Annotated in this window: 20 protein-coding genes; 8 read left to right on the top strand and 12 right to left on the bottom strand. The window is 71.0% G+C overall.

The features are described 5' to 3' along the window. Positions 1–26 precede the first annotated feature (26 nt). Complete coding sequence (locus tag C503_RS0130125) at positions 27–1,775, bottom strand: proline--tRNA ligase (protein WP_018685950.1); 1,749 nt, start codon at positions 1,773–1,775, stop codon at positions 27–29. 61 nt (positions 1,776–1,836) lie between these two features. Further along, positions 1,837–2,820: an S-methyl-5-thioribose-1-phosphate isomerase gene (gene mtnA, locus C503_RS0130120; protein WP_018685949.1), complete on the bottom strand. Its 984-nt coding sequence runs from the start codon at positions 2,818–2,820 to the stop codon at positions 1,837–1,839. A gap of 50 nt (positions 2,821–2,870) precedes the next feature. Between mtnA and C503_RS0130115 the strand changes: the two genes are divergently transcribed. From C503_RS0130115 to C503_RS0130100, 4 genes are all read left to right on the top strand, one after another. After that, positions 2,871–3,230 (top strand): VOC family protein, encoded by a 360-nt coding sequence (locus C503_RS0130115; RefSeq protein ID WP_018685948.1) that lies wholly within the window; start codon positions 2,871–2,873, stop codon positions 3,228–3,230. Between the two features lie 337 nt (positions 3,231–3,567). Further along, the gene (yaaA, locus tag C503_RS0130110) at positions 3,568–4,308 is read left to right on the top strand and encodes a peroxide stress protein YaaA (protein WP_018685947.1); all 741 of its coding nucleotides are present in this window, start codon (positions 3,568–3,570) and stop codon (positions 4,306–4,308) included. Between the two features lie 162 nt (positions 4,309–4,470). Further along, positions 4,471–5,358: an RIO1 family regulatory kinase/ATPase domain-containing protein gene (locus tag C503_RS0130105; RefSeq protein ID WP_018685946.1), complete on the top strand. Its 888-nt coding sequence runs from the start codon at positions 4,471–4,473 to the stop codon at positions 5,356–5,358. A gap of 825 nt (positions 5,359–6,183) precedes the next feature. Then, on the top strand, positions 6,184–7,725 hold the full coding sequence (locus C503_RS0130100) for a DEAD/DEAH box helicase (protein ID WP_018685945.1): 1,542 nt from the start codon (positions 6,184–6,186) through the stop codon (positions 7,723–7,725). A gap of 192 nt (positions 7,726–7,917) precedes the next feature. Here C503_RS0130100 and C503_RS0130095 read toward each other — a convergent pair whose 3' ends face one another. From C503_RS0130095 to C503_RS41375, 3 genes are all read right to left on the bottom strand, one after another. Then, positions 7,918–9,129: an RNA polymerase sigma factor gene (locus C503_RS0130095; RefSeq protein ID WP_018685944.1), complete on the bottom strand. Its 1,212-nt coding sequence runs from the start codon at positions 9,127–9,129 to the stop codon at positions 7,918–7,920. Further along, on the bottom strand, positions 9,126–9,479 hold the full coding sequence (locus tag C503_RS0130090; RefSeq protein WP_018685943.1) for a YciI family protein: 354 nt from the start codon (positions 9,477–9,479) through the stop codon (positions 9,126–9,128). The genes C503_RS0130095 and C503_RS0130090 overlap by 4 nt, the downstream gene beginning before the upstream one ends. A gap of 246 nt (positions 9,480–9,725) precedes the next feature. Next, positions 9,726–11,654, bottom strand: a complete 1,929-nt coding sequence (locus tag C503_RS41375) for an intein-containing Rv2578c family radical SAM protein (protein ID WP_018685942.1) — start codon at positions 11,652–11,654, stop codon at positions 9,726–9,728. A 132-nt stretch (positions 11,655–11,786) separates the two neighbouring features. Here C503_RS41375 and C503_RS0130075 point away from each other — a divergent pair, with 132 nt between their 5' ends. Then, on the top strand, positions 11,787–13,340 hold the full coding sequence (locus C503_RS0130075; RefSeq protein WP_245572614.1) for a YibE/F family protein: 1,554 nt from the start codon (positions 11,787–11,789) through the stop codon (positions 13,338–13,340). On the opposite strand, the gene C503_RS0130070 is transcribed toward C503_RS0130075, so the two are convergent. After that, positions 13,312–13,950, bottom strand: coding sequence for a hypothetical protein (locus C503_RS0130070; protein ID WP_026316845.1), 639 nt, complete (start codon positions 13,948–13,950; stop codon positions 13,312–13,314). The genes C503_RS0130075 and C503_RS0130070 overlap by 29 nt on opposite strands. A gap of 2 nt (positions 13,951–13,952) precedes the next feature. Beyond that, a complete protein-coding gene (locus C503_RS0130065; protein WP_018685938.1) occupies positions 13,953–14,642 on the bottom strand; it encodes an MBL fold metallo-hydrolase in 690 nt (229 codons plus the stop codon). A gap of 142 nt (positions 14,643–14,784) precedes the next feature. On the opposite strand from C503_RS0130065, the gene C503_RS0130060 reads away from it, so the two are divergent. Further along, positions 14,785–15,681: a peptidylprolyl isomerase gene (locus C503_RS0130060; protein WP_018685937.1), complete on the top strand. Its 897-nt coding sequence runs from the start codon at positions 14,785–14,787 to the stop codon at positions 15,679–15,681. A gap of 110 nt (positions 15,682–15,791) precedes the next feature. Here C503_RS0130060 and C503_RS47440 read toward each other — a convergent pair whose 3' ends face one another. Beyond that, positions 15,792–16,031 (bottom strand): hypothetical protein, encoded by a 240-nt coding sequence (locus C503_RS47440; protein ID WP_211222490.1) that lies wholly within the window; start codon positions 16,029–16,031, stop codon positions 15,792–15,794. A gap of 58 nt (positions 16,032–16,089) precedes the next feature. Between C503_RS47440 and C503_RS47435 the strand changes: the two genes are divergently transcribed. Next, positions 16,090–16,596, top strand: a complete 507-nt coding sequence (locus C503_RS47435) for a peptidylprolyl isomerase (protein ID WP_211222489.1) — start codon at positions 16,090–16,092, stop codon at positions 16,594–16,596. Continuing rightward, on the top strand, positions 16,593–17,264 hold the full coding sequence (locus C503_RS48775) for a helix-turn-helix domain-containing protein (RefSeq protein ID WP_018685935.1): 672 nt from the start codon (positions 16,593–16,595) through the stop codon (positions 17,262–17,264). The genes C503_RS47435 and C503_RS48775 overlap by 4 nt, the downstream gene beginning before the upstream one ends. Before the next feature lie 64 nt (positions 17,265–17,328). Here the strand turns inward: C503_RS48775 and C503_RS0130045 are convergent, their stop codons facing one another. From C503_RS0130045 to secF, 4 genes are all read right to left on the bottom strand, one after another. Then, positions 17,329–18,213: a hypothetical protein gene (locus tag C503_RS0130045; RefSeq protein ID WP_018685934.1), complete on the bottom strand. Its 885-nt coding sequence runs from the start codon at positions 18,211–18,213 to the stop codon at positions 17,329–17,331. A 51-nt stretch (positions 18,214–18,264) separates the two neighbouring features. Beyond that, positions 18,265–20,553 (bottom strand): RelA/SpoT family protein, encoded by a 2,289-nt coding sequence (locus C503_RS0130040; protein WP_245572620.1) that lies wholly within the window; start codon positions 20,551–20,553, stop codon positions 18,265–18,267. Positions 20,554–20,775: 222 nt separating this feature from the next. Next, positions 20,776–21,300, bottom strand: a complete 525-nt coding sequence (locus C503_RS0130035; protein ID WP_018685932.1) for an adenine phosphoribosyltransferase — start codon at positions 21,298–21,300, stop codon at positions 20,776–20,778. A 3-nt stretch (positions 21,301–21,303) separates the two neighbouring features. Beyond that, a complete protein-coding gene (gene secF / locus C503_RS0130030; RefSeq protein ID WP_018685931.1) occupies positions 21,304–22,563 on the bottom strand; it encodes a protein translocase subunit SecF in 1,260 nt (419 codons plus the stop codon). Position 22,564: the final 1 nt, after the last annotated feature.

Genomic DNA, 22,564 nt, shown 5'->3' with positions numbered 1-22,564 from the left:
CGGGGCCCGTTCTCGATCAATCCGCCTCAGCCGCGGACCAGCCCGACGACGTGCGCCGCGACCTCGTCCACCGGCACCTCGGTGCGCGTGTCGGTCGCCCGGTCCTTGACCTCCAGCACGCCGTTGGCCAGGCCCCGACCCACGACCACGATCGTCGGCACGCCGATCAGCTCGGCGTCCTTGAACTTGACCCCCGGCGAGGCGGTCCGGTCGTCCAGCAGCACCTCGACGCCCTGGGCGTGCAGCTCCTCGGCGAGCTTCTCCCCCGCGGCGCGCAGCGTCTCCTCCTTGCCCGCGATCACCACGTGCACGTCGGCGGGCGCCACGTTGCGCGGCCACACCAGGCCCGCCGCGTCGTGGTACTGCTCGGCGATCACCGCGACCAGCCGGGACACGCCGATGCCGTAGGAGCCCATGGTGATGGTGACCGGCTTGGAGTCCGGGCCGAGCGCGGTCAGCCCGAGCGCCTCGGCGTACTTGCGGCCGAGCTGGAACACGTGCCCGATCTCGATGCCGCGCGCCGCGACCAGGGTGCCCGCGCCGTCGGGGGCCGGGTCGCCCTCGCGGACCTCGGCGGCCTCGATGGTGCCGTCCGGGGTGAAGTCGCGGCCCGCGACCAGGTCCACTACGTGGTGGTCGCCCTTGTCCGCGCCGGTGACCCAGGCGGTGCCGGTGACCACGCGCGGGTCGACCAGGTAGCGGACGCCGTTGTCGAGCAGCGCGCGCGGCCCGATGTAGCCCTTGACCAGGAACGGATGCTTGGCGAAGTCGGCCTCCTCCAGCACCGCGACCTCGGCGGGCTCCAGCGACGCCTCCAGCCGCTTGGTGTCCACCTCGCGGTCGCCGGGCAGGCCGACGGCCAGCAGCTCCCATTCCTTGGCCCCGGGCTTGCGGGTCTTGAACAGGATGTTCTTGAGCGTGTCGGCGGCGGTGAACTCGCGGCCGAGACCCGCCTGGTTGAGGAAGTCGACCAGGGTCTCGATGGTCGGCGTACCGGGCGTGTGGTGCACCTGCGCCTCGGGCAGGTCCGCCACGTCGCGCGCGGGCGGCGCGGTGGTGACCACGGCCTCGACGTTGGCCGCGTAATCGGAGGCGGTGCTGCGCACGAACGTGTCCTCGCCGATGGGCACCTCGGCCAGGAACTCCTCCGAGGCCGAGCCGCCCATCGCGCCGGAGGTCGCCTTGACGATCACGTACTTGAGGCCCAGCCGGTCGAAGATGCGCACGTAGGTGGCGCGGTGCGCGCCGTAGCTCGCGGCCAGGCCCTCGTCGGTGAGGTCGAAGGAGTAGGAGTCCTTCATCAGGAACTCGCGTCCGCGCAGAATGCCCGCGCGGGGGCGCGCCTCGTCCCGGTACTTGTTCTGGATCTGGTACAGCGAGACCGGGTAGTCCTTGTACGAGGCGTACTCGCCCTTGACGGTGAGCGTGAACAGCTCCTCGTGCGTGGGGCCGAGCAGGTAGTCGCCGCCCTTGCGGTCCTTGAGGCGGAACAGGTTCGGGCCGTACTCGGTCCACCGGTTGGTCGCCTCGTAGGGCTCGCGCGGCAGCAGCGCGGGGAACTGGATCTCCTGCGCGCCCATGGCGTCCATCTCGGCGCGCACGATGGCCTCGATCCGGCGCAGCACCCGCAGGCCCAGCGGCAGCCAGGAGTAGACGCCCGGGGCGACGCGACGGACGTACCCGGCGCGCACCAGCAGCTTGTGGCTGGGCACCTCGGCGTCCGCCGGGTCCTCGCGCAGGGTGCGCAGGAACAGCGACGACATCCTGGTGATCACGGTGAGGCTCCTCGGGGTCTTGCACGAGTGGTGCTGGTAGAGCGTAATGACCGACCGCTGGTCAACGCATCGGGGTTAGCACCCGCCGCTCCGTGACGATGGCGGTGACCAGGTCGGCGGGGGTGACGTCGAAGGCGTAGTTGAGCGCGGCCGTCCCGGGCGGCGCGGTGCGGGCGCCGGCGAACCCGGTGACCTCGTCGTCGGCGCGCACCTCGATCGGGATCGCGGCCCCGTCCGGGGTGTCCGCGTCCACGGTGGACTCGGGCGCGGCCACCACGAACGGGATCCCCGCGCGGGCGGCGGCCAAGGCCAGCGGGTAGGTACCGATCTTGTTGACGACATCGCCGTTGGCCGCGATCCGGTCGGCCCCGACCACGACGGCGTGCACCAGCCCGTTGGCGATCACCGACGGCCCGGCGGAGTCGACCACCAGCGTGTGCGGCACGCCGAGCCTGCCCAGCTCCCAGGCGGTGATCCGCGCGCCCTGCAGGAGCGGCCGGGTCTCGTCGGCGTAGACGTGCCCGAGGCGGCCACGCTCGTGCAGCGCGCGCAACACCCCGAGGGCCGTCCCCCACTCGACGCACGCGAGCGCGCCCGCGTTGCAGTGCGTGTGGGCGTTGACGAGGCCGGGGACGCGCTCGGCCAGCCAGTCGGCGCCGCGCTCGGCCAGGGCCCGGTTGCGGCGCACGTCGTCCTCCAGCACGAACGTCGCGGCCCGGACGACGGCGTCGATGCCGTGATCGAGGTGCCGGAGAACCTGATCGACACCCCAGGAGAGGTTCACCGCCGTCGGCCGCGCGTTGCGGACCCGGTCCGCCAGGGCGCGAACCTCGTCGAGATCCGAAGTGGACAACGCGGCGAGGGCGACCCCCAGCGCCCCGGCCACCCCGAGCGCGGGCGCGCCCCGGACGGCGAGCGCGCGGATGGCGTCGACGAGGTCGTCGACGGTGTGCAGGTCGAGAGTGCGAAGCTCGTCGGGAAGCCGGGTCTGGTCGATGATGACGATGCGGTCGTTCCGCCAGTCGATGGTGCGCACGGCACCCATTGTGTCGGTGGTCTGGGCTACGTGTCGGTGTTCTGGGCTACCTTGCCTGCATGAGCATCAGCATCGCGGGCGCCACCATCGACTGCGCCGACCCACGCACCCTCGCCGCCTTCTGGACCCAGGCCCTCGGCTACGAGATCCAGGCCGACTACGAGGGCGAGTTCATCTTCCTCGCCCCCACCGACCCGAACGGCCCCTCCACCTTCGTCGGCCTCCAGCGCGTCCCGGAACCCAAACTCGGCAAGAACCGCGTCCACCTCGACTTCCACACCGAGGACCGCCCGGCCGAGGTGGCCCGCCTCGTCGCCCTCGGCGCCACCGCCCACGGCGAACACTCCGTCCCCGGCATGACCTGGACCGTCCTCACCGACCCCGAGAACAACGAGTTCTGTGTCGGCTCCTCCGCCTGAGCTGTCCACAGGCAAGATCATCGCACTGGCGGACCGCCCGTTTTCCCAGGTAGAGTGGAATTCGGGGGTCCCCAGGGCAGTTATCCACATCCCCCCGAAGCATCCACAGGCGGCGCTCCGCGCTTGACGATCCCCGCGCCAGGTGGATATCCACAGGCAAGATCCACACCCGCCCCGCTCTCCGCTTTCCCCAGATAGAATGGATTTCGGGGGTCCCCGGCCAGTTGTCCACACCCTCGCCGAACCATCCACAGGCACCGATCACGGGTTGACCAGGATTCGGCCCGATGAGTACACCGAGGATTCCTCGCGCGGCCGGGTTCTTTACGCTCATCGGGTGCTCGTGCTGCTTCCGCCGTCGGAGACCAAGAGCGAGGGCGGCGACGGCGCCCCGCTCGACCTGGCCACGCTGTCGTTCCCGGAGTTGACCCCGGCCCGCGAGCGGATAGCGACCGCGCTGGTGAACCTCTCAGGCGACCTCGCCGCGAGTCTCGCGGCGCTCGGCTTGTCGGATCGGCAGGTCGACGAGGTGGAGCGCAACGCCGAGTTGTTCACCTCGCCCACCCGCCCCGCGCTGCAGCGCTACACCGGCGTGCTCTACGACGCCATGGAGATCGGCAAGTTCACCAAGGCGCAGCGCAGGCGCGCGGACGGTCGGCTGGTCGTGGCGTCCGCGCTGTTCGGTGTCGTGCGCGCGGCCGACCCCATCCCCGCCTACCGCCTGTCCGGCGCGACGGTCCTGCCCCCGCTCGGCGGCCTGCGTGGCGTATGGCGGGCGGACCTGGAGAAGACTCTGTCCACTGTGGACGATCTGGTGGTCGACCTGCGTTCCGGCGCCTACGCGAACCTCGCGGACATCCCGAACGCGGTCACCGTGCGGGTCGTGACGGAGGGCGCGGGCGGGCGACGCAAGACCGTCAGTCACTTCAACAAGGCGTACAAGGGAAAGCTCGCCGCCGTACTCGCGACGGTGCCGCGCGAACCGGGGTCCGTGCGCGGCATCGTGTCGGTCGCCAAGGCGGCCGGGATGCGGCTGGAACCGACCGGGAAACTGGCGCTGGACCTGGTCGTCGAATAATCGGTTGCCTGCGCGCGGGTGTGTGGTGGATGGTGTGCGCGACATACCCGGCTGGAAGGAGGTGCACGCGGTGAACGTGACCGTCGTCGTGGGCGCCTGCCCACCCGCCCCACTCGGCTGAGGTGTCGGTGGGGCGACCTTCCAACCGAGGAGTCCCACCCCGTGTTCGACCAGAACGACCCCCAGCCCACCCGCTCCGGCCGACTCACCGAGGCCGAGCGCATCCGCCTCGCCCGTCTCCGCGAGGACGCCTACACCGCGGACCTGGAGCTGCCCGAGGGCACCGACCGCTGGTCCACCTGGCCCGACGCCGAGCAGGGGCCGCACCCGCGCCCCTCCTGGCTGGTCACCGACCTCGCCGCCGCCGACACCGAGCTCGGCGTGCTGAAGACCGGCAAGGAAGCCGACGTGTTCGTCATCGAACGCGCCGTCCCGGGCGGGCCCACCTGCCTGCTCGCCGCCAAGCGCTACCGCGCCGCCGAACACCGCCTGTTCCACCGGGACGCCGGATACCTGGAGGGCAGGCGGATGAACAAGTCCCGGGAAGGCCGCGCGATCGCGAACCGGACGTCGTTCGGGCGCAACCTGATCGCGGAACAGTGGGCGGCGGCCGAGTTCAAGGCCCTGTCCCGGCTGTGGTCGGTCGGCGCGCCTGTCCCGTATCCGGCGCAACGGGACGGGACGGAACTGCTCCTGGAGTACCTCCACTCCTCCGGCCAGGCCGCGCCCCGGTTGGCCCAGACCCGGCCGGACGCGTCGGAGTTGCGGGAGCTGTGGGAACAGTTGGTCGCGGCGTTGGAGCTGTTCGCGTTGCAGGGGCTCGCGCACGGGGACCTGTCGGCCTACAACGTGCTGGTGCACGAGGGACAGCTGATGGTGATCGACCTGCCACAGGTCGTAGACCTGGTAGCCAACCCGACGGGCCGCGAGTACCTGGCCCGGGACATCGCCAACATCGGTCGCTGGTTCATTTCGCGCGGACTTCCGCCGGAAATCGCCGACACCGAGTCCCTGATGACCCACCTGCTGGTCACCGCCGGTCTGGACTGATCCCGGACCGCCGAACTTCACCCGTCCGAGCGACAGAAGTTATCCACAGGCCGCCCCTGCCCGCCCCTGTTCCAAGATCCACTGGCGCCCCCACCCGGTAGAATGGGCCCGGGGACGCCCCCCGGGATTGGGTGGGGGCCGGCCTGGGCGCGGCTGTGGATCGCAGGCGTGGGTGTGGCTGGTCGTGATCTTGCCGGTGAGCGTCACAAGTGAATGAGAAACACTGTTGCGGTTCGGAACGCCGCAGGTCAGCAAGCCTCGTCCCCGCGCACGCGGGGATGCTCCCTTCGGCATGGACAGGATGTTGCTAGACCAGAACTCGTCCCCGCGCACGCGGGGATGCTCCCCAGTCGCGCACGTCGAGGACGATGTCCGCCTCCTCGTCCCCGCGCACGCGGGGATGCTCCCGCCAGCGCGGTGTTGTCCAGGATGGTCCCCGTCTCGTCCCCGCGCACGCGGGGATGCTCCCTGCACGCCATGACCCTGTACCGACCCGACCCCCTCGTCCCCGCGCAGGCGGGGTGTCGTCGCTTTCGACGGAGGAGTGAGGTCGGTCGAACGAGCGGACACCCCACCTCTCCGGTGTCCGTGAGCTGCCAAAACGTGATCCTGGTCCCGCGATGTCGGGTTCCTCCACACCATCGGGTAGAGTTGTGGGGCATCGTTAGCGTTTTGCCTCGGCGTCGATCCAGGCTCCGGATGGCCAGCGGTGTCACCCAACCACCCGTCGGCGTGAAACGCGCCGGGCTCGTCCGTGTGAAAGCCTGCCGGCCTCCCCAGGAGGGCGGAGCCTCCCGAGACGTGCCATCGTCCGGAGAGGACCCCGTGCAGAACTCTGTCCTGCCCACGAACGACCCCGTCGACGTCGAGGAGCGCAAGCCTCGGCACCGGCAGAGCGGCAAGGGCCGCTACGAGGACACCACCGTCAGCTTCGCCGATCTCGGTCTGCCCAAGCCGCTGCTGCGCGCGCTGGCCGACGCCGGGATCGACTCCCCCTTCCCCATCCAGTCCGCGACCCTGCCGGACGCGCTGGCGGGTCGGGACGTGCTGGGGCGTGCCCAGACCGGGTCGGGCAAGACGCTCGCGTTCGGGCTGGCGCTGTTGGCCCGGCTGGACGGCGGCTCGTCGGCGCCGCTGCGGCCGCGTGCACTGATCCTGGTGCCGACCCGTGAGCTCGCCCTGCAGGTCAGCGACGCGTTGACGCCGCTGGCGAAGTCGCTGGGGCTGTGGTGCCGCACGGCCGTCGGCGGCATGTCGTTCCCGCGGCAGGCCGAGGCGCTGCGGCGCGGTGTCGACCTGCTGATCGCCACCCCGGGTCGGCTGTCCGACCACGTGCGGCAGGGCACCTGCGTGCTGGACTCGGTGCAGTTCAGCGCGATCGACGAGGCCGACCAGATGGCCGACATGGGGTTCCTGCCGCAGGTTCGGGAGATCCTCGACCTCACCGACCGCGACGGCCAGGTCCTGCTGTTCTCCGCGACCCTGGACGGCGACGTCGACCAGCTGGTCAAGCGGTACCTGCACGACCCGGTGACGCACTCGGTGGACGTGGCCACGGCCAGCGTGTCGACCATGGCGCACCACCTGCTGCTGGTGTCCAAGCAGGACAAGGCGGACGTGATCACCGAGATGGCCGCGCGCGACGGCCGCACCATCATGTTCGTGCGCACCAAGCACCACGTGGACCGGCTGGCCGAGAAGCTGCGCTCGGTCGGCGTGCGCGCGGGCGCGCTGCACGGCGGCAAGACGCAGGGCGCGCGCAACCGCGTCCTCAGCCAGTTCCGCGACGGCGACAACCCGGTGCTGGTCGCCACGGACGTGGCCGCCCGCGGCATCCATGTCGACGGCGTCAGCCTGGTCGTGCACGTCGACCCGCCTGCCGACCCCAAGGACTACCTGCACCGCGCGGGTCGCACGGCGCGCGCGGGCGAGGCAGGCACCGTGGTCACGGTTGTCACGCACGAGCAGCGCCGCGGCGTCGTCCGCCTGACCGACAAGGCGGGCGTCAAGCCCGAGCACACCCGGGTCCGCCCCGGTGACGCGGAACTGGTCCGCATCACCGGCGCTCGCGTCCCCAGCGGCGAACCGGTGATCGACACCCCGCCGCCCGCCCGCCCCCCGCGCTCCGGCCACGCCGCCCCGCGTCGTCGCCGTTTCGAGGGCAAGCGCGAGTTCGAGGGCGGCAACCCCCGCCGCCGCGAGCACCAGCCGCGCGACCGCGACCACAACGGCGAGCACCCGCGCGAGCACGCCCCCCGCCGTACCCGCGACTTCCAGCCCCGCGAAGGCGCCAACCGGGCCGCCCGCCGCTCCGGCCTCCCCCGAGGCTGGCGCGAGGGCGACCGCCGCGGCGCCGACCGCGGCTGACAGTCACCATCACGGAGAAGGCCACCCCGGTGCTCGGGGTGGCCTTCTCCGTTTCCTGATCTTGCCCAGCACGCCCGCCGACCTGTGGATGGCTCGGCCCGATGTGGACAACTCCCTGGGGACCCCCGAAATCAATTCTACCTGGGGAAAGCAGAGAGCGAGACGGGTGTGGATCTTGGTTGTGGATAAGTCTCAGTCGGACAGGCGGTTGGCGCGTTCGGAGAGGTAGCGGCGTTCGACGAGGCTCGTGGCGCGGCGGGCGGCTTCGCGGTAGGCGGTGTGGGCGGCGGTGGGGTTTCCGGACATTTCCAGGAGGTGGGCGCGGATGGCGTGCAGGCGGTGGCCGCGAGCTATGTGCTTGTCGGATTCGACGGTCCGCACCAGGGCAAGGCCTGCTTCCGGACCGTCGACCATGGCGACCGCGACAGCCCGGTTGAGGGTGACGACCGGGCTGGGGGCGACGTGTTCCAGGAGTTCGTAGAGGGCGGCTATCTGGGGCCAGTCGGTGGCGTCGGCGGCGGGGGCCTCGCTGTGCACGGCGGCGATGGCGGCCTGTAGCTGGTATGGGCCGACGGGGCCGCGGGGCAAGGTGGCCGTGATCAGGGCGATGCCTTCGTCGATGAACGCGCGGTTCCACCGAGTGCGGTCCTGGTCGGCGAGGGTGATCAGTTCGCCGGTCGGACCGGTTCGGGCGGGGCGGTGGGCGTCGGTGAGGAGCATCAGGGCGAGGAGGCCGGACGTCTCGGGGTCGTCCGGGCGGAGGCGGTGCAGCCAGCGGGTGAGGCGGATCGCCTCGTCGGAGAGGGCGGGGGTGGTGAGGTCGGGGCCCGCGGAGGTGGTGTGGCCCTCGTTGAAGATCAGGTAGAGGACGTGCAGGACGGCGCCGAGGCGGTCGTCCGCGGGTTCGCCGAAACCGCTGCCCTTGATCGTCTGCTTGGCGCGGCTGATCCGTTGCGCCATCGTCGTCTCCGGGACCAGGAACGCGGCGGCGATCTGGGCCGTCGTCAGGCCGCCGACGGCGCGCAGGGTCAGGGCGATGCGGCTGGGTTCGGACAGATCCGGGTGACAGCACAGGAACAACAGGCGCAGCGAGTCGTCCACTGTGGTGTCCGGGTCGTCGGCCGGGCGGCCCAGCAGCGCGGACTGCGGGGTGGCCGCGAACACCGCGTCCTCGCGCCTGCGGCGGGACTCGTCGCCGCGGAGCAGGTCGAGTAGGCGGCGGGAAGCGACCGTGATCAGCCAGCCGCGCGGGTTGTCCGGCAGCTCGACCCGCCACTGCGTCGACGCCGCCAACAGCGCCTCCTGCACGGCGTCCTCGCACAAGTCGAACCGGCCGTGCCGTCGCACCAACACGCCGAGGACCTGCGGCGCCAGCTCGCGCAGCAGGTCCTCGACGCGGGTCACCGGGACTCGTGCAGGACCGGCCACAGTTCCACCGGCTCCGCGTCCGCCCACGGCATGTCCGCCGCGATCTCGTGTGCCCGCTCCTCGCTCGCCACGTCCAGCACGAACAGGCTCGCGATGTACTCCTTGGCCTCCAGGTACGGGCCGTCGGTCACCGCGGGCGCGCCGCCCTCGCGCCGGACCAGCCGGGTGTTGACCGCGTCGCCAAGGCCGTAGGCGCCGAGCAGCTCGCCGGTCTCCCGGTACCTGGCGTTGAACGCCTCCTGCTTCTCGATCGCCGCGGGCCACGACTCGGCCGGGAAGGACGTCCACTTCTCCTGGTTGCCGTAGACCAACATCAGGTACTTCATCGCCGAACCTCCCTGTCGCCGGCCCCGACGGCCGGTCTCTCACCGGGAAGTCGGAACCGTCGGCCGCTCCTCGACATCCTGCCGGACGGAGTTCGGCGGCTCTTCCCGACGGGTTGCGGCGGGATGAGGTGATCTTGGGCGGCCGTCGGCCCCCTGGAATCCATGCCAGTGGGTGGGGGCGACAGTTTCGGGGGGCTGGTGATCTTGGCTGTGGACAGGTGGGGTGTCAGCGGGTGCGGGCGCGTTTTATAGCAGGGTGAGTTGGGGTGGGGTGTGGTCCGGAGCGGTGCGTTGGGCGGGGGCGGGCCATGCGGGGTCCTCGCTGGGGGCGGGGCGGGCGAAGGTGGGGTTGAGGCCGTGGCGGCGTAAGAGCGGGGTCAGGCGGTCGTTGAGGGACTGGCGGTAGCGAGGGTCGGCATAGCTGGAGTGGCCGTAGATGCGGCGGTACAGGGGAACGAGGGTGGGGTGTTCGCGGGCCAGCCAGGCGGCGAACCATTCTCGGGTGCCGGGGCGTAGGTGCAGGGGGATCGACATCACCGAGGTGACGCCGGTGGTGGCTATGGCGGCCAGGAGGGAGTCCAGCTGCTCCACGGAATCGGTCAGGCCGGGGAGGATGGGGGCCACGAAGACCGTGCAGGGGATGCCGGAGTCGACGATGCGGTGGATCATCTCCAGGCGGGCCTGCGGGGTCGGGGTGCCGGGTTCGAGGCTGTTCTGCAGTTCCCGGTCCAGCAGGGCGAGCGAGACCGCGAGGGAGACCGGGACGTCGGCCGCGGCGGCGGTCAGGGTCGGCAGGTCGCGGGTGAGCAGGGTGCCCTTGGTGAGGATGGACAGTGGGGTGCCGGACTTGGCCAGGGCGCGGATGATGCCGGGCATCAGCTTGTAGCGGCCCTCGGCCCGTTGGTACGGGTCGGTGTTGGAGCCCATCGCCACCGGTTCGCGGGTCCAGGACGGGGACGCGAGCTGGCGGGTGAGGACCTGGGCGGCGTTGACCTTCACCACGATCTGGGTGTCGAAGTCGCGGCCGGCGTCCAGGTCGAGGTAGGTGTGGGACTTGCGGGCGAAGCAGTTGTGGCTCACCACGCCGTTGGCGACGAAGTCGCCGGTGCCGGTGGTGATGTCGAACAGCGGGAGCTCCAGGCCCAGCGGTTCCACCGAGATCACGTCCAGGCGGGCGCCGGATTTGATGGCGGCGTCCTGGATGTCGCGTTTCTCGGTCGCGGCCGGGTCGGTGGTGTGGAACAGGCGCAGGTGTTCGGTGAGACCGCCGTCCACGCGCACGCAGGCCTTGCCGCCGGGGGCGCGGCGGGACTCGACCGCGTACTGGAAACCGAAGGCGCGCAACGCCTCCGTGACCGCGGCGAGGGCGCGGGTGCCCAGGTTGGGCAGGCGCAGGATGCGGTGGGCGAAGGTGCCGTCGGCGTCGAACACGCCTGCCAGCAGGCCCTTGCGCCATTCGTCGGTGGGGGTGCGGGGCCAGTCGACGGGGAGGTTGAGGGCGAGCTCGCCGGTGAGATACTCGGCGACGCGGGCGGTGGCGCGCGGTGCGGACGCGCCCGCGCCGTCGCCGCGGGCGATGCCGCACAGGTAGCCGCGGCGGTAGTCGGCGGTGTCCTTGGGGGGCTGGGCGAAGCGGCCGGTGCCCATCAGCTTGTTGCCGACCGTCAGGTGTGGACGGCGGTCGGGGCCGGAAACGCCGCCGGTGACGTGCTTCCAGCCGCGCTCGGTGAGGAAGCGGTGGTCGCCGCTGGCGATCAGCTGGGTGCCGTCGGCCAGGGTGACCCGGTGCGCGGGCTTCACCGTGGACCAGTGGTCGAGCACCTCGGTGACCACGTAGCGGCGGTAGTTGCCGCGCCGCTCGGTGCCGTAGATACGCTCGCCGACCTTCAGCTCCGCCAACGGTTTCGTGGTGCCGTCGGCCATCAGGATCGGGGTGTCGCCGTGCAGGCAGTAGCTGCACGCGTGGGTGCAGCCCCGGTATGGGTTGACGGTCCAGCCGAACGGCATCGCGGACTTGTCCGGCACCTTGTTCAACACCGACTTCGCCAGCACCTCGTGGAACACCACCCCGGCGAACTCGGGAGTGCGCACGCTGCGCACCAGGCCGGGCAGACCCGGCAGGGCCTGCTGGTCGCTCACGCCGTCGGCTCGCTGGTTGTCCCATCGCACGGCCATAGTCGAACACACGTTCGAACGCGACGCAACCGGTTCCACCCGATCGGGATGGATCAGTTCCGGGGTCCACCCTGGATTCCCGACGCACGCCCGCTGACGAGGGCGTTACCGGGCCTGGGGCACGATGTCGCGGTGCAGGACTGGGAGACCCAGCCGATCCCCCGGATCACCGAGGACCGGCACCGCAGGCCCGGCGGCGGCCTCGACCGTCCGCACCAGCGCGCGCGCCGCCCCGAGCCGGAACAGCGCGATGCTCCAGAACGCCGCGTACCCGAGCGTCGCGGGGCCGAGCGGGCGGACCGGCGCGGCGACGATCCCCGCGCGGACAACTGGGAATCACGCGAGCAATGGGAAGCACACGAGCACGACGAGCGACGCAGTCGTGATGAACCCGACCGCGAACCCGAACCGGACGACGACACCGGGCATGGTCTTGTAACCGGGCACGGACACGGTCATGGGCACGGGCCTGCCGCCCCCGCCTCACCGCGGGTGCGCAAACTGCTGGCCGCCCTGCTGGCGCCGTTCGCGCTGGCCGCGGTGATCGGCATGATCGTGCTGTTCCCCACCGGTTCCGGTCCGGAGGCCAAGGGACAGCAGGCTGTGCGCGGCACCATCACGGCCGCGCAGACCGGCCCGTGCGTGCAGGGGGACCCGCAGCCGGGCGACGCGCAGGGCAATCAGTGCCTGACCGTGGCCGTGCAGATGAGCGACGGCGCGGCCGCGGGTAGCGACATCCGCACCACCGTGCCGATCGAGCCGAGCTCGCCGCGGTTCGCCGTGCGCGACGACGTCGTGCTCGCCTACAACGGCGGCGACCCGCTCAGCGGTGCCTCCTACCAGCTCGTCGACTTCCAACGCGGCGTGCCGCTGGCCGTACTGGCGGCGCTGTTCGCGATAGCGGTGCTGGTTCTGGGCCGGTGGCAGGGGCTCAAGGCGCTCGGCGCGCTGGGCCTGAGTTTCGCGGTGCTGCTGCTGTTCGTGCTGCCCGCGATCCTGTCCGGGGAGAACCCGCTGCTGGTGGCCGTCGCGGGCGCGGGCGTGATCATGTTCGGGGTGCTGTACCTGACGCACGGGCTGTCCGCGCGCACGTCCACCGCCGTGCTGGGCACCATGGTGAGCCTCGCGCTGATCGGCGTCCTGAGCGCCGCGTTCAGCGCCGTGGCCAAGCTGACCGGGCTGGACGACGAGACCGCGACCCTGGTCGGCACGCTCGGGCACGGCATCGACACCCGGGGCCTGCTGCTGGCCGGGATCGTGATCGGCGCGCTTGGCGTGCTCGACGACGTGACTGTCACCCAGACCAGCGCGGTGTGGGAGCTGCGCGCGGCCAACCCGGCGCTGACCTGGCGGCAGCTGTACGCGGCAGGCCAGCGGATCGGCCGCGACCACGTGTCCTCGGCGGTGAACACGCTGGTCATGGCCTACGCCGGGGCGGCGCTGCCGGTGCTGCTGTACTCGTCGCTGTCCGGGGTGGGGCTGGGCACGATCCTGCAGTCGCAGAGCATCGCGCAGGAGGTCGTGCGGACGCTGGTGGGCAGCATCGGGCTGGTCGCGGCGGTCCCGGTGACCACGGCCGTCGCCGCGCTGGTCGCGGTCCGCGAACCGGCGGGCACGCTGCCGGGAACGCGGGCGAGTGGTCGGCGGCGCGCGGGTGTCACTCCAGCGAGGCGACGAACCGCGTGATCGCCTCCGGGTGCAGCCGCTGCGCGAGCCTGCCGGTCGGCGCAACCGACGCGATCCGGTAGAGGGGCCTGTCGGCGGCGGCCTCCCCCTTCGCCTCCGCGCGCAGCTGCGCCACGAGCAGCTGGGAGAACACCAGGCCGCCGGTGTTCTCGCTGGCGGCCAGCGCGTCGGCCAGCTTGCGCAGCACCAGGATGCCCAGCTCGCGCACGCCGGTGCCGGAGTAGGTGGCCAGCGGCAGGTTGATCGACTTGCCGCCGCCGCTGATCAGCAGCCCGACCGTGCGGATGCCGCGCATGTCGGTGACCATCAGCTCCAGCTGCTCGGCGGTCTTCAGGTCCACCGACTTGCGGCCGATGGTGCGGGCCACCACCCGGCTGCCGCCCTCCAGCCACAGCGTGCGGCGGGCGAACGCCCAGGCCATGAACAGCAGCAGCGCGGCGATCACGGCCGCGGTGACCAGGCCCGGCCAGCGGCCCGCGATCAGGCCGACCACGCCGCCGATCGCGGCGCCGACGACCACCGCGAAGACGATCGACGCGCGCCACCGGCGCCGGGTCGGTTCCACGATGCCGAGCGGGGTGTTGCCGGGTCCGGCGGGCTTGTCGGTCATGCTCACAGCCCCCTGCCCCGGCCGCGGTCCAGGTCGATGGCGCCGGTGAGGAACGGGTTGCCTGCGCGTTCCCGGCCGATGGTGGTGGTCGGGCCGTGACCGGGCAGCACCACCGTGTCGTCGGCCAGCGTGAGCAGCTTGCGCAGGCTCTCGGTCATCCGTTCCATCGAGCCGCCGGGCAGGTCGGTGCGGCCGATCGAGCCCGCGAACAGGGTGTCGCCCGCGAACAGCAGCTGACCGCCCTCGTCGGTGCGGTGCCGGAACGTGACCGAGCCCTCGGTGTGCCCGGGGGTGTGGTCGACGGTGAAGGACAGGCCCGCCAGGTCGAGCTTCGCGCCGTCGTCCAGCTCGCGCACCTCGCGGGGCTCGCGCAGGGTCAACGGGCCGAAGAAGCGGGCCGTCTCCGCGCTCAGGCCGCGCATGGGGTTTTCGAGCATGTAGCGGTCGTCGGGGTGGATCCAGGCCGGGATGTCGTTGCCGTCGCAGACCGGGGTGACCGAGTACATGTGGTCGAGGTGCCCGTGCGTGAGCACCACCGCGACCGGTGACAGCCGGTGCTCGCGCAGCGCCGCCGCGATGCCCTCCTCGGCGTCCTGGCCCGGGTCCACGATCACGCACGGCTCCCCCGCGCCGGGCGCGACGAGGAAGCAGTTGGCCTGGAACGCGCCTGTCGGGAAGCCGACGACGAGCACGGGGAAACCTCCGGTCACGGAATTCTTGGCTTTTTCTTAGCTTAGTGGGCCATACCTCCACGCGGTCCTTACCGGGGCGCCCCCTAGACTGCGCGCCAGCCGGCAGGTCAGGACATGACGGGACAGGTCAGGAGGGTGCCAGGTGCCGACCAACCAGCAGCGCCGAGAGGCGGCCAAACGGAAGTTGGAGCGCCAGCTCGCGAATCAGGCCGAGCGCGCCCGCAAGCGCCGCATCGTGGGCGTGGTCAGCACCGTGGTCGGCGTCGTCGCCGTCGTGGGCGTGATCTACTGGCTGGCCAACATCGGCGGTGACTCGGGCACCGACCCGGCCGCATCGCAGTCGCCGACGACGCCCCCGGAGACCACCGCGGGCGACACGCCCCCGGACACGCCCGCCTCGATCCCCACCGAGCTGGCCGCGGTGCCCAAGCGCCCGACCCCGCTCCCCGCGAAGGTCGACTGCTCGTACCCGGCCGAGGCCGACCACCCGGCGTCCAAGCCGGTGAAGGCGCCCGCGGACAAGGGCATCTCCGCGCAGGGCACGCTCACCGCCACGCTGAACATCAACGGCGCGGACGTGAAGGCCACGCTGGACCGTGGGCTCGCGCCGTGCACGGTCAACAGCTTCGAGAGCCTGGCGAAGCAGGGCTACTTCAACGACACCACCTGCCACCGGCTCACCACCGGGGACGGGCTGCAGGTGCTGCAGTGCGGCGACCCGTCGGGGACCGGCAGCGGCGGGCCGGGGTACACGTTCGATGACGAGGTGTTCCCGGAGATCAAGTACGGCCGGGGCATTCTGGCCATGGCCAATGCCGGGAAGAACCCGGAGACGAACAAGGGGACCAACGGTAGTCAGTTCTTCATCGTGTATGGGTCGGCTGAGCTGCCGCCGAACTATACGGTGTTCGGGTCCATTGATGCCGCGAATCTGGAGCCGATCGACGAGATCGCCAAGGCTGGGACCATCTCGCAGGGGTCGCCGGGGGATGGGAAGCCGAAGAATCCGGTGACGATCAAGACGGTGCTGGTGGGGTAGTAAAGAGGTTCTTTGGTGGCGGCGGTCGCTTCGGCGGCCGCCGCTGCTTTGTGTCCAGGGGTTGTCGGCCCAGCTCGTGTCCCGATGGGTGGGGATGACGGGGGCGGGTGTCAGACTGCGGGGGTGAACAGGGTGCTCGGTGGTGTGGTGCGGCGGACGGTCGTTCTGGTGGGGGCGGCGCTGGTGGCTTCGGGGTGTGCGGCGACGGTGAGTGGGGAGCCGGTCGTGGCGGCGGGGGCGGGGGCCACGACGACGCGTGGGGGTGCGGCGACCACCACCGCCGGGAGTACGCGGACGAGTTCGGGCGGGTCGGGGAAGCGGTGTGCGTATCGGGCGGATGGGGAGGTCACGCAGAATCCGGCGCATCGGCTCTCGGGGAAGCCGGAGGCGGTTGCCGAGGACAAGCCGGTGACCGTGGTCGTGGACACCAGCTCGGGGGCCATCCCGGTGAAGCTGGATGTGGCGAAGACCCCGTGCACGGTGCGGAGTTTCGTGTTTCTGGCCACTCAGGACTACTTCACGAACACTACCTGTCATCGGTTGACCGCGTACGAGCAGCTGAAGGTGTTGCAGTGCGGTGACCCGTCGGGGACCGGGACGGGCGGGCCGGGGTATGTGGTGCCGGACGAGTTTCCGGTGGGGTTGAAGGCAGCCGGGGGCGGGAGTGTGATCTATCCCAGGGGGACGGTGGCGTTGGCCAACGCGGGGCCGGGGACCGGGGGTAGCCAGTTCTTCGTGGTGTATGGGGATTCGGCGATTCCGCCTACGTATTCGGTGTTCGGGGAGACCGATGCCACCGGGTTGTCCACTGTGGATCAGGTCGCCGGGCGAGGGGTGTCGCCGTCGAGCAGTGATCCCGGGGATGGGCAGCCTGCCACCACCGTGACGATCGTTCGGGCGACGGTTCGGGAGTGACGGTGGGGTATCACGAGCGGGAGGTCGGGCGGCCCGGGGTGCACTGTGTGTGGACTCGGTCGACGGAGGTCGCCGGGCGGGTGCTGGTGGTTCCCGACGCCTGTGTGGACGTGATCTGGCATCGGGAGAGTGGGCGGCTGTGGGTCGCCGGGCCGGATACCGGGCCACAGGACTCGGTCGTTTCGGCGGGGACGTTGGTGGGGATTCGGTTTCTGCCCGGGGATGTCGCGTTGGGGGTACCTGCTTCCGAGTTGCGGGACTCGCGGGTGCCGTTGGATGCGTTTTGGCGTGGGGCTGGGGTGTTGGCTGCCCGGTTGGCTGATTGCTCGACTGATGCCGAGGCGCAGGGGGTGTTGGTTTCCGCGTTTCCCTGTTCGCCGGATCCGTTGATCGGGGCGGTTCGGGGGATGGTCGGGGTGCCGGTTCGGGAGATGGCCGCTCGCTTGGGGGTTGGGGAGCGGCAGTTGAATCGGCGGTGTCAGGGGGCGTTCGGGTATGGGGCGAAGGTTTTGCATCGGGTGCTGCGGTTTCAGGGGGCGGTGCGGATGGCTCGGGGTGGGGGGTCGTTTGCTGACGTTGCCGATCGGTGTGGGTATGCGGATCAGGCGCATATGGCTCGGGAGGTTCGAGGGTTTTCTGGGGGGTCGTTGAGGTTGTTGGTGGGATGATGAGCCGCGATTCTGACGTGGCACCGGTTACCGGTTCCGTTTGTACAGAGGTCTGTCGGGCGGGTTAGAGGCGGCCGAAGGTTTTCAGGGTGGTCAGGGTTTCCAGGGTCATCCAGCCTGCCCATTCGAACTCGACCACGGGGGTCCAGGTTCCCCAGCGGACTCGCCAGCCGCCGTCCTCGTGTTGGCTGGAGATGAGGTTGTCCAGGCTGGTGTCGAGTTCGGCGTCGGTGAACCAGGATCGGGCCAGGCTGTCCGGGGTGGACGCGTACTCGTGGGGGACGTGTAGTTCGGCGGGGTTGTAGCCGTCGGGGGTGGTGCCCTGGCCGTCGATCAGGACGAAGTTGTTGTCTCGGACGAGTTTGCCCAGTTTGGCGGCGGCGGCCTCGGCGCGTGGGCGGTCGGGAGCGGCGTCGAGGAAGGCCAGGCAGCCCAGGGCCTCGTAGGGGTGGGTCGTGGTGAGGGACTCGATGCGGGGCCAGCAGAACTCGGCCGCGCGGTCGATCCAGGGGTGGGTGTGGCCTGCTTGCCAGAGGGCGCCGACGAGGTTGGCGGTGGGGAGCAGGGATGCCTGGTCGGGGTCGGAGATCTGCCACCAGGGGGCGCGTGGGTAGTCCTGGATGTTGGGGTGGACGAAGGTGACCCCGCCCTCCGGGGTGGTGATGGACTCCAGGTAGCGGAGCACGTCGTCGGCGGGGGCGTCGACCTCCCGCAGCACGTGCAGGGCGAACAGGGTGGTCACCGGTTGGCTGCCGGGGCCTCGGCCGTCGGGTTCGAGGGCGTTGCCGTAGCCGCCGTCGGGGTTCTGGTAGGCGGATAGGGCTGTCAGGACCGGGGCCGCGGGAGCGCCCTTGAACAGGTGCTCGTAGCGGCGGCGTTCCAGGATGCGGGCGGTGCGGTGGATGAAGTCCTCGGCGCGGCTGACGGCGTCCTCGGTGCGTGTTTTCACCCGTTCAACGTAAGGCGTTCGGTCGGGTCTGTCTTGAACGAAACGGACAACCTACGACGCCGACGTCACCCGGTAGACGTCGTACACGCCCTCGACGCTGCGGACGGCCTTGAGGACGTGGCCCAGGTGTTTCGGGTCGCCCATCTCGAACGAGAAGCGGCTGACGGCGACCCGGTCCCGGGACGTGGTCACCGAGGCGGAGAGGATGTTGACCTTCTCGTCGGCCAGCACCTTGGTCACGTCCGACAGCAGGCGGTGCCGGTCGAGGGCCTCGACCTGGATGGCGACCAGGAAGATCGAGGACTCGGACGGGGCCCACTCCACCTCCAGGAGGCGCTCGGGCGTGCGCAGCAGCTCGTCGGCGTTGGTGCAGTCCGTGCGGTGGACGCTGACGCCGCCGCCTCGGGTGACGAAGCCCAGGATGTCGTCGCCGGGGACGGGGGTGCAGCAGCGGGCGAGCTTGACCCAGACGTCCGTGGCGTCCTTGACGATCACGCCCGCGTCGCCGGAGCTGCGGCGGCGGGTGATGGTGGACGGGGTGGCGCGTTCGGCCAGCTCGTCCTCGGCGTGGTCGACGCCGCCGAGCAACGCCACCAGGCGCTGGACGACGTGGCGGGCGGAGACGTGGCCCTCGCCGATGGCCGCGTAGAGGGAGCTGACCTCGGGGTAGCGGAGCTCGCGGGCCAGGGCGGTGACCGAGTCGGCCGACACCAGGCGCTGCATCGGGAGGCCGACGCGGCGGACCTCCTTGGTGATGGCGTCCTTGCCCGCCTCGATCGCCTCTTCCTTGCGCTCCTTGGCGAACCACTGCTTGATCTTGGCGCGGGCCCTCGGCGAGGCGGCGAAGGCCAGCCAGTCGCGGCTGGGTCCGGCGCCCTCGGCCTTCGAGGTGAAGATCTCGACGACCTCGCCGTTCTCCAGCTTGCGCTCCAGCGCCACCAGCCTGCCGTTGACCCGGGCGCCGATGCAGCGGTGGCCGACCTCGGTGTGCACGGCGTAGGCGAAGTCGACCGGGGTGGACCCGGCTGGCAGGGTCTCCACGTCGCCCTTGGGGGTGAACACGAAGATCTCGCGGGTGGCCAGGTCGTAGCGCAGCGACTCCAGGAACTCGCCCGGGTCGGCGGCCTCCCGCTGCCAGTCCAGCAGCTGCCGCATCCACGCCATCTCGTCCACGTCGACACCGGCGTGGGTGCCCTTGGTCTCCTTGTACCGCCAGTGCGCGGCGATGCCGTACTCCGCCGTGCGGTGCATCTCGTGGGTGCGGATCTGCACCTCCAGCGGCTTGCCGTCCGGCCCGATGACCGTGGTGTGCAGCGACTGGTAGACGCCGAAGCGGGGCTGGGCGATGTAGTCCTTGAACCGGCCGGGCATCGGCTGCCACAGGGCGTGCACCACGCCCATCGCGGCGTAGCAGTCGCGCACGTCGTCGACCAGGATGCGCACGCCGACCAGGTCGTGGATGTCGTCGAAGTCGCGGCCCCGGACGATCATCTTCTGGTGGATGGAGTAGTAGTGCTTGGGCCGCCCCTCCACCCGCGCAGTGATGCGGGAGGCCCCCAGGTCGGCCGACAGCTGGTCCTTGACCGTCTGCAGGTAGGTGTCGCGCGACGGCGCGCGGTTGGCGACCAGGCGGACGATCTCGTCGTACTTCTTGGGCTGCAGGATGGCGAACGCCAGGTCCTCCAGCTCCCATTTGACCGTGGCCATGCCCAGCCGGTGCGCCAGCGGGGCGAGCACCTCCAGCGTCTCGCGGGCCTTCTTGGCCTGCTTCTCCGGCGGCAGGAACCGCATGGTGCGCATGTTGTGCAGCCGGTCCGCCAGCTTGATCACCAGCACCCGGGGGTCGCGGGCCATGGCGATCACCATCTTGCGGATGGTCTCCGCCTCGGCCGCGGAGCCGAGCTGCACCTTGTCCAGCTTGGTGACGCCGTCGACCAGGTGCGCGACCTCGTCGCCGAAGTCCTCGCGCAGCTGGTCCAGCGAGTACTCGGTGTCCTCCACGGTGTCGTGCAGCAGCGCGGCGACCAGCGTGGTGGTGTCCATGCCCAGCTCGGCCAGGATGGTGGCGACGGCCAGCGGGTGGGTGATGTACGGGTCGCCGGACTTGCGCCGCTGACTGCGGTGCATCTCCTCGGCGACGTCGTAGGCGTGTTGCAGCAGCGCCAGGTCGGCCTTGGGGTGCAGCTCGCGGTGCACGGCGGCCAGCGGCTCCAGCACCTGCTTGACCGGCGCGGCGCGCTGCGCGGTGATGCGCCGGGCGAGCCGGGCCCGCACGCGGCGGGTCGGCCTGCCCGGGGGCTGCTCGCCCCCGGTCGCCGCAGGTGCGGTTCCTGTCTGCACGTCCTGGGTCACCCATGCCCCCCGGCCGTCCGGAGCCGCACCCTCACCTGGATGGCGGGTGGCACGGTCACGACTGTCCGGGTCACGGGTGTGGCCCGGGTACCGAGGATAACTCCGGAACGCCCGATGACCGGGGATCGGGGCGACGAACCGCACCACAGGTACGACGAACCGACACCCGGGACGGCGTCGCGGTGGTCACCCGGATACCGCCCGTCGCGGCTACACGGCGTGAACGGCGTGCACGGGAAGCGGTACGCGAGCTCGCCCGTCCAGGGCAGTGATCTCCACCACGACCAGCGCGCCGGTGACCGTCGCGCCCGCCCGCTCGGCGAGTCCGACGGCGGCGGCGAGGGTGCCGCCGGTGGCCAGGACGTCGTCCACCACGGCCACCCGCGCGCCGGGCCGGAGCGTGTCGGCGGGTAGCTCGAACGTGGCGGTGCCGTACTCCAGGTCGAAGGTCACCCGGTCGGCGACGGCCGGGAGCTTGCCGGGCTTGCGCACCGGCACCACGCCAAGGCCGCGGGTGGCGGCCAGGGCGGCGCCGAACAGGAACCCGCGGGCCTCCAGCGCCAGCACGGTGTCCACATCGGGGGCCAGAGTCTCCCCCAGCGCGTCGACCACCGCGCGGAACGCGTCGGCGTCGGCGAGCAGGGGGCTCAGATCACGGAACAGGACGCCCGGCTCGGGGAAGTCCGCGACTTCCCGGATGAGTCCGAGCGCCCTGTCCAGAGACGCGTGCGGCAAAGGTCAGCGCCGCTTCTTGCCGGACGGCTTGCCTGCCGGTTTCGGCGCGGGCTGCTTGGCCGACTTGCGCCGGGCGTCGGCGGCCTTGGGGTTGCGGGCCGGGACGCTGGAGGCGACCGCGTAGGCCTTCTCCCGGCGCAGCTCCGACTCCAGCTCGTCCTCGGACAGATCCGCACCCTCGTGCTGGGCGTCGTGCTTGCGGGCCAGGTTCGCCCGGCGCAGCGCGACCCGCTGGGCCTGCTCCTGGAACTTGGGCTCGGTCATCTTCAGGTCGACCAGCATCGGGGTGGCCAGGAAGATCGACGACAGCGCGCCCGCGAGCATGCCGGTCAGCTGCACCAGTGCCAGGTCCTGCAGGGTGCCGACGCCGAGCAGGCCGACGCCGACGATGAGCAGGCCGCAGACCGGCAGCAGCGCGAACAGCGAGGTGTTGATCGAGCGCATCAGGGTCTGGTTGAGCGCCAGGTTGGCCGCCTCGGCGTAGGTGCGCCTGGTCAGGCCGAGCAGGCCGCGGGTGTTCTCCTTGACCTTGTCGAACACCACGACGGTGTCGTAGAGGGAGAACCCGAGGATGGTGAGCAGGCCGATGACCGTGGCCGGGGTGACCTCGAAGCCGACGATCGAGTAGATGCCCAGGGTGACCACGACGTCGTGGATGAGGGCGCCGAGCGCGGCGACCGCCATCCACTTCTCGAAGTAGAGCGCCAGGAAGATCGTCACCAGGAACAGGAAGATGCCCAGCGCCCAGAGCGCCTTGCTGGAGATCTCGCCGCCCCAGGAGCCGGAGACGGCGCTGTCGCTGATCTGGCCCGCGCCGGTCTTGCCGTCCGCGGCGCGCGGCTGCAGCTTGTCGGCCAGCGCCTGCTTGAGGGTGGTGACCTCGGGGACGCTGAGCGTCTCGGACTTGATCTGGATGGTGGTGTTGGCGCCGGTGCCGACCCGCTGCACCGCGGACGCGTCCTTGTGCACGGCGTCCCGGAAGACCTGTTCCACCCGGTCGGTGGAGATGTCGCCGGTGGCGCTCACCGCGGGCATGGAGATCTTGGTGCCGCCCTCGAAGTCGATGCCGAGGTTGAAGCCCCGGAACACCATCGAGGCGATGCAGACCAGCACCAGCGCGCCGAAGATCACGTACCAGCGCTTGCGCTTGCCGACGATGTCGAACGCGCCGGTGCCGGTGTAGAGCCGCTCGAAGACGCTGTGCCTGCCGCCCTTGGCGACGTCGCCGGTCGCGGTGAGCGCGGTGGTCTCGTTGGTGGACATC

Source organism: Actinokineospora enzanensis DSM 44649, assembly GCF_000374445.1.
In the GTDB taxonomy this organism is placed as follows: domain Bacteria; phylum Actinomycetota; class Actinomycetes; order Mycobacteriales; family Pseudonocardiaceae; genus Actinokineospora; species Actinokineospora enzanensis.
Note: the sequence above shows the minus strand (reverse complement) of the source record. Positions and strands in the feature narration are given on the sequence as shown.

Excerpts from the sequence above, each read along its gene's own strand:
- C503_RS41375 (WP_018685942.1), bottom strand. The coding sequence starts at position 11,654 with ATGGCCGTGCGATGGGACAACCAGCGAGCCGACGGCGTGAGCGACCAG.
- C503_RS0130115 (WP_018685948.1), top strand. The coding sequence starts at position 2,871 with ATGAGCATCAGCATCGCGGGCGCCACCATCGACTGCGCCGACCCACGC.
- C503_RS0130090 (WP_018685943.1), bottom strand. The coding sequence starts at position 9,479 with ATGAAGTACCTGATGTTGGTCTACGGCAACCAGGAGAAGTGGACGTCC.
- mtnA (WP_018685949.1), bottom strand. The coding sequence starts at position 2,820 with ATGGGTGCCGTGCGCACCATCGACTGGCGGAACGACCGCATCGTCATC.
- secF (WP_018685931.1), bottom strand. The coding sequence starts at position 22,563 with ATGTCCACCAACGAGACCACCGCGCTCACCGCGACCGGCGACGTCGCC.
- C503_RS0130070 (WP_026316845.1), bottom strand. The coding sequence starts at position 13,950 with ATGACCGACAAGCCCGCCGGACCCGGCAACACCCCGCTCGGCATCGTG.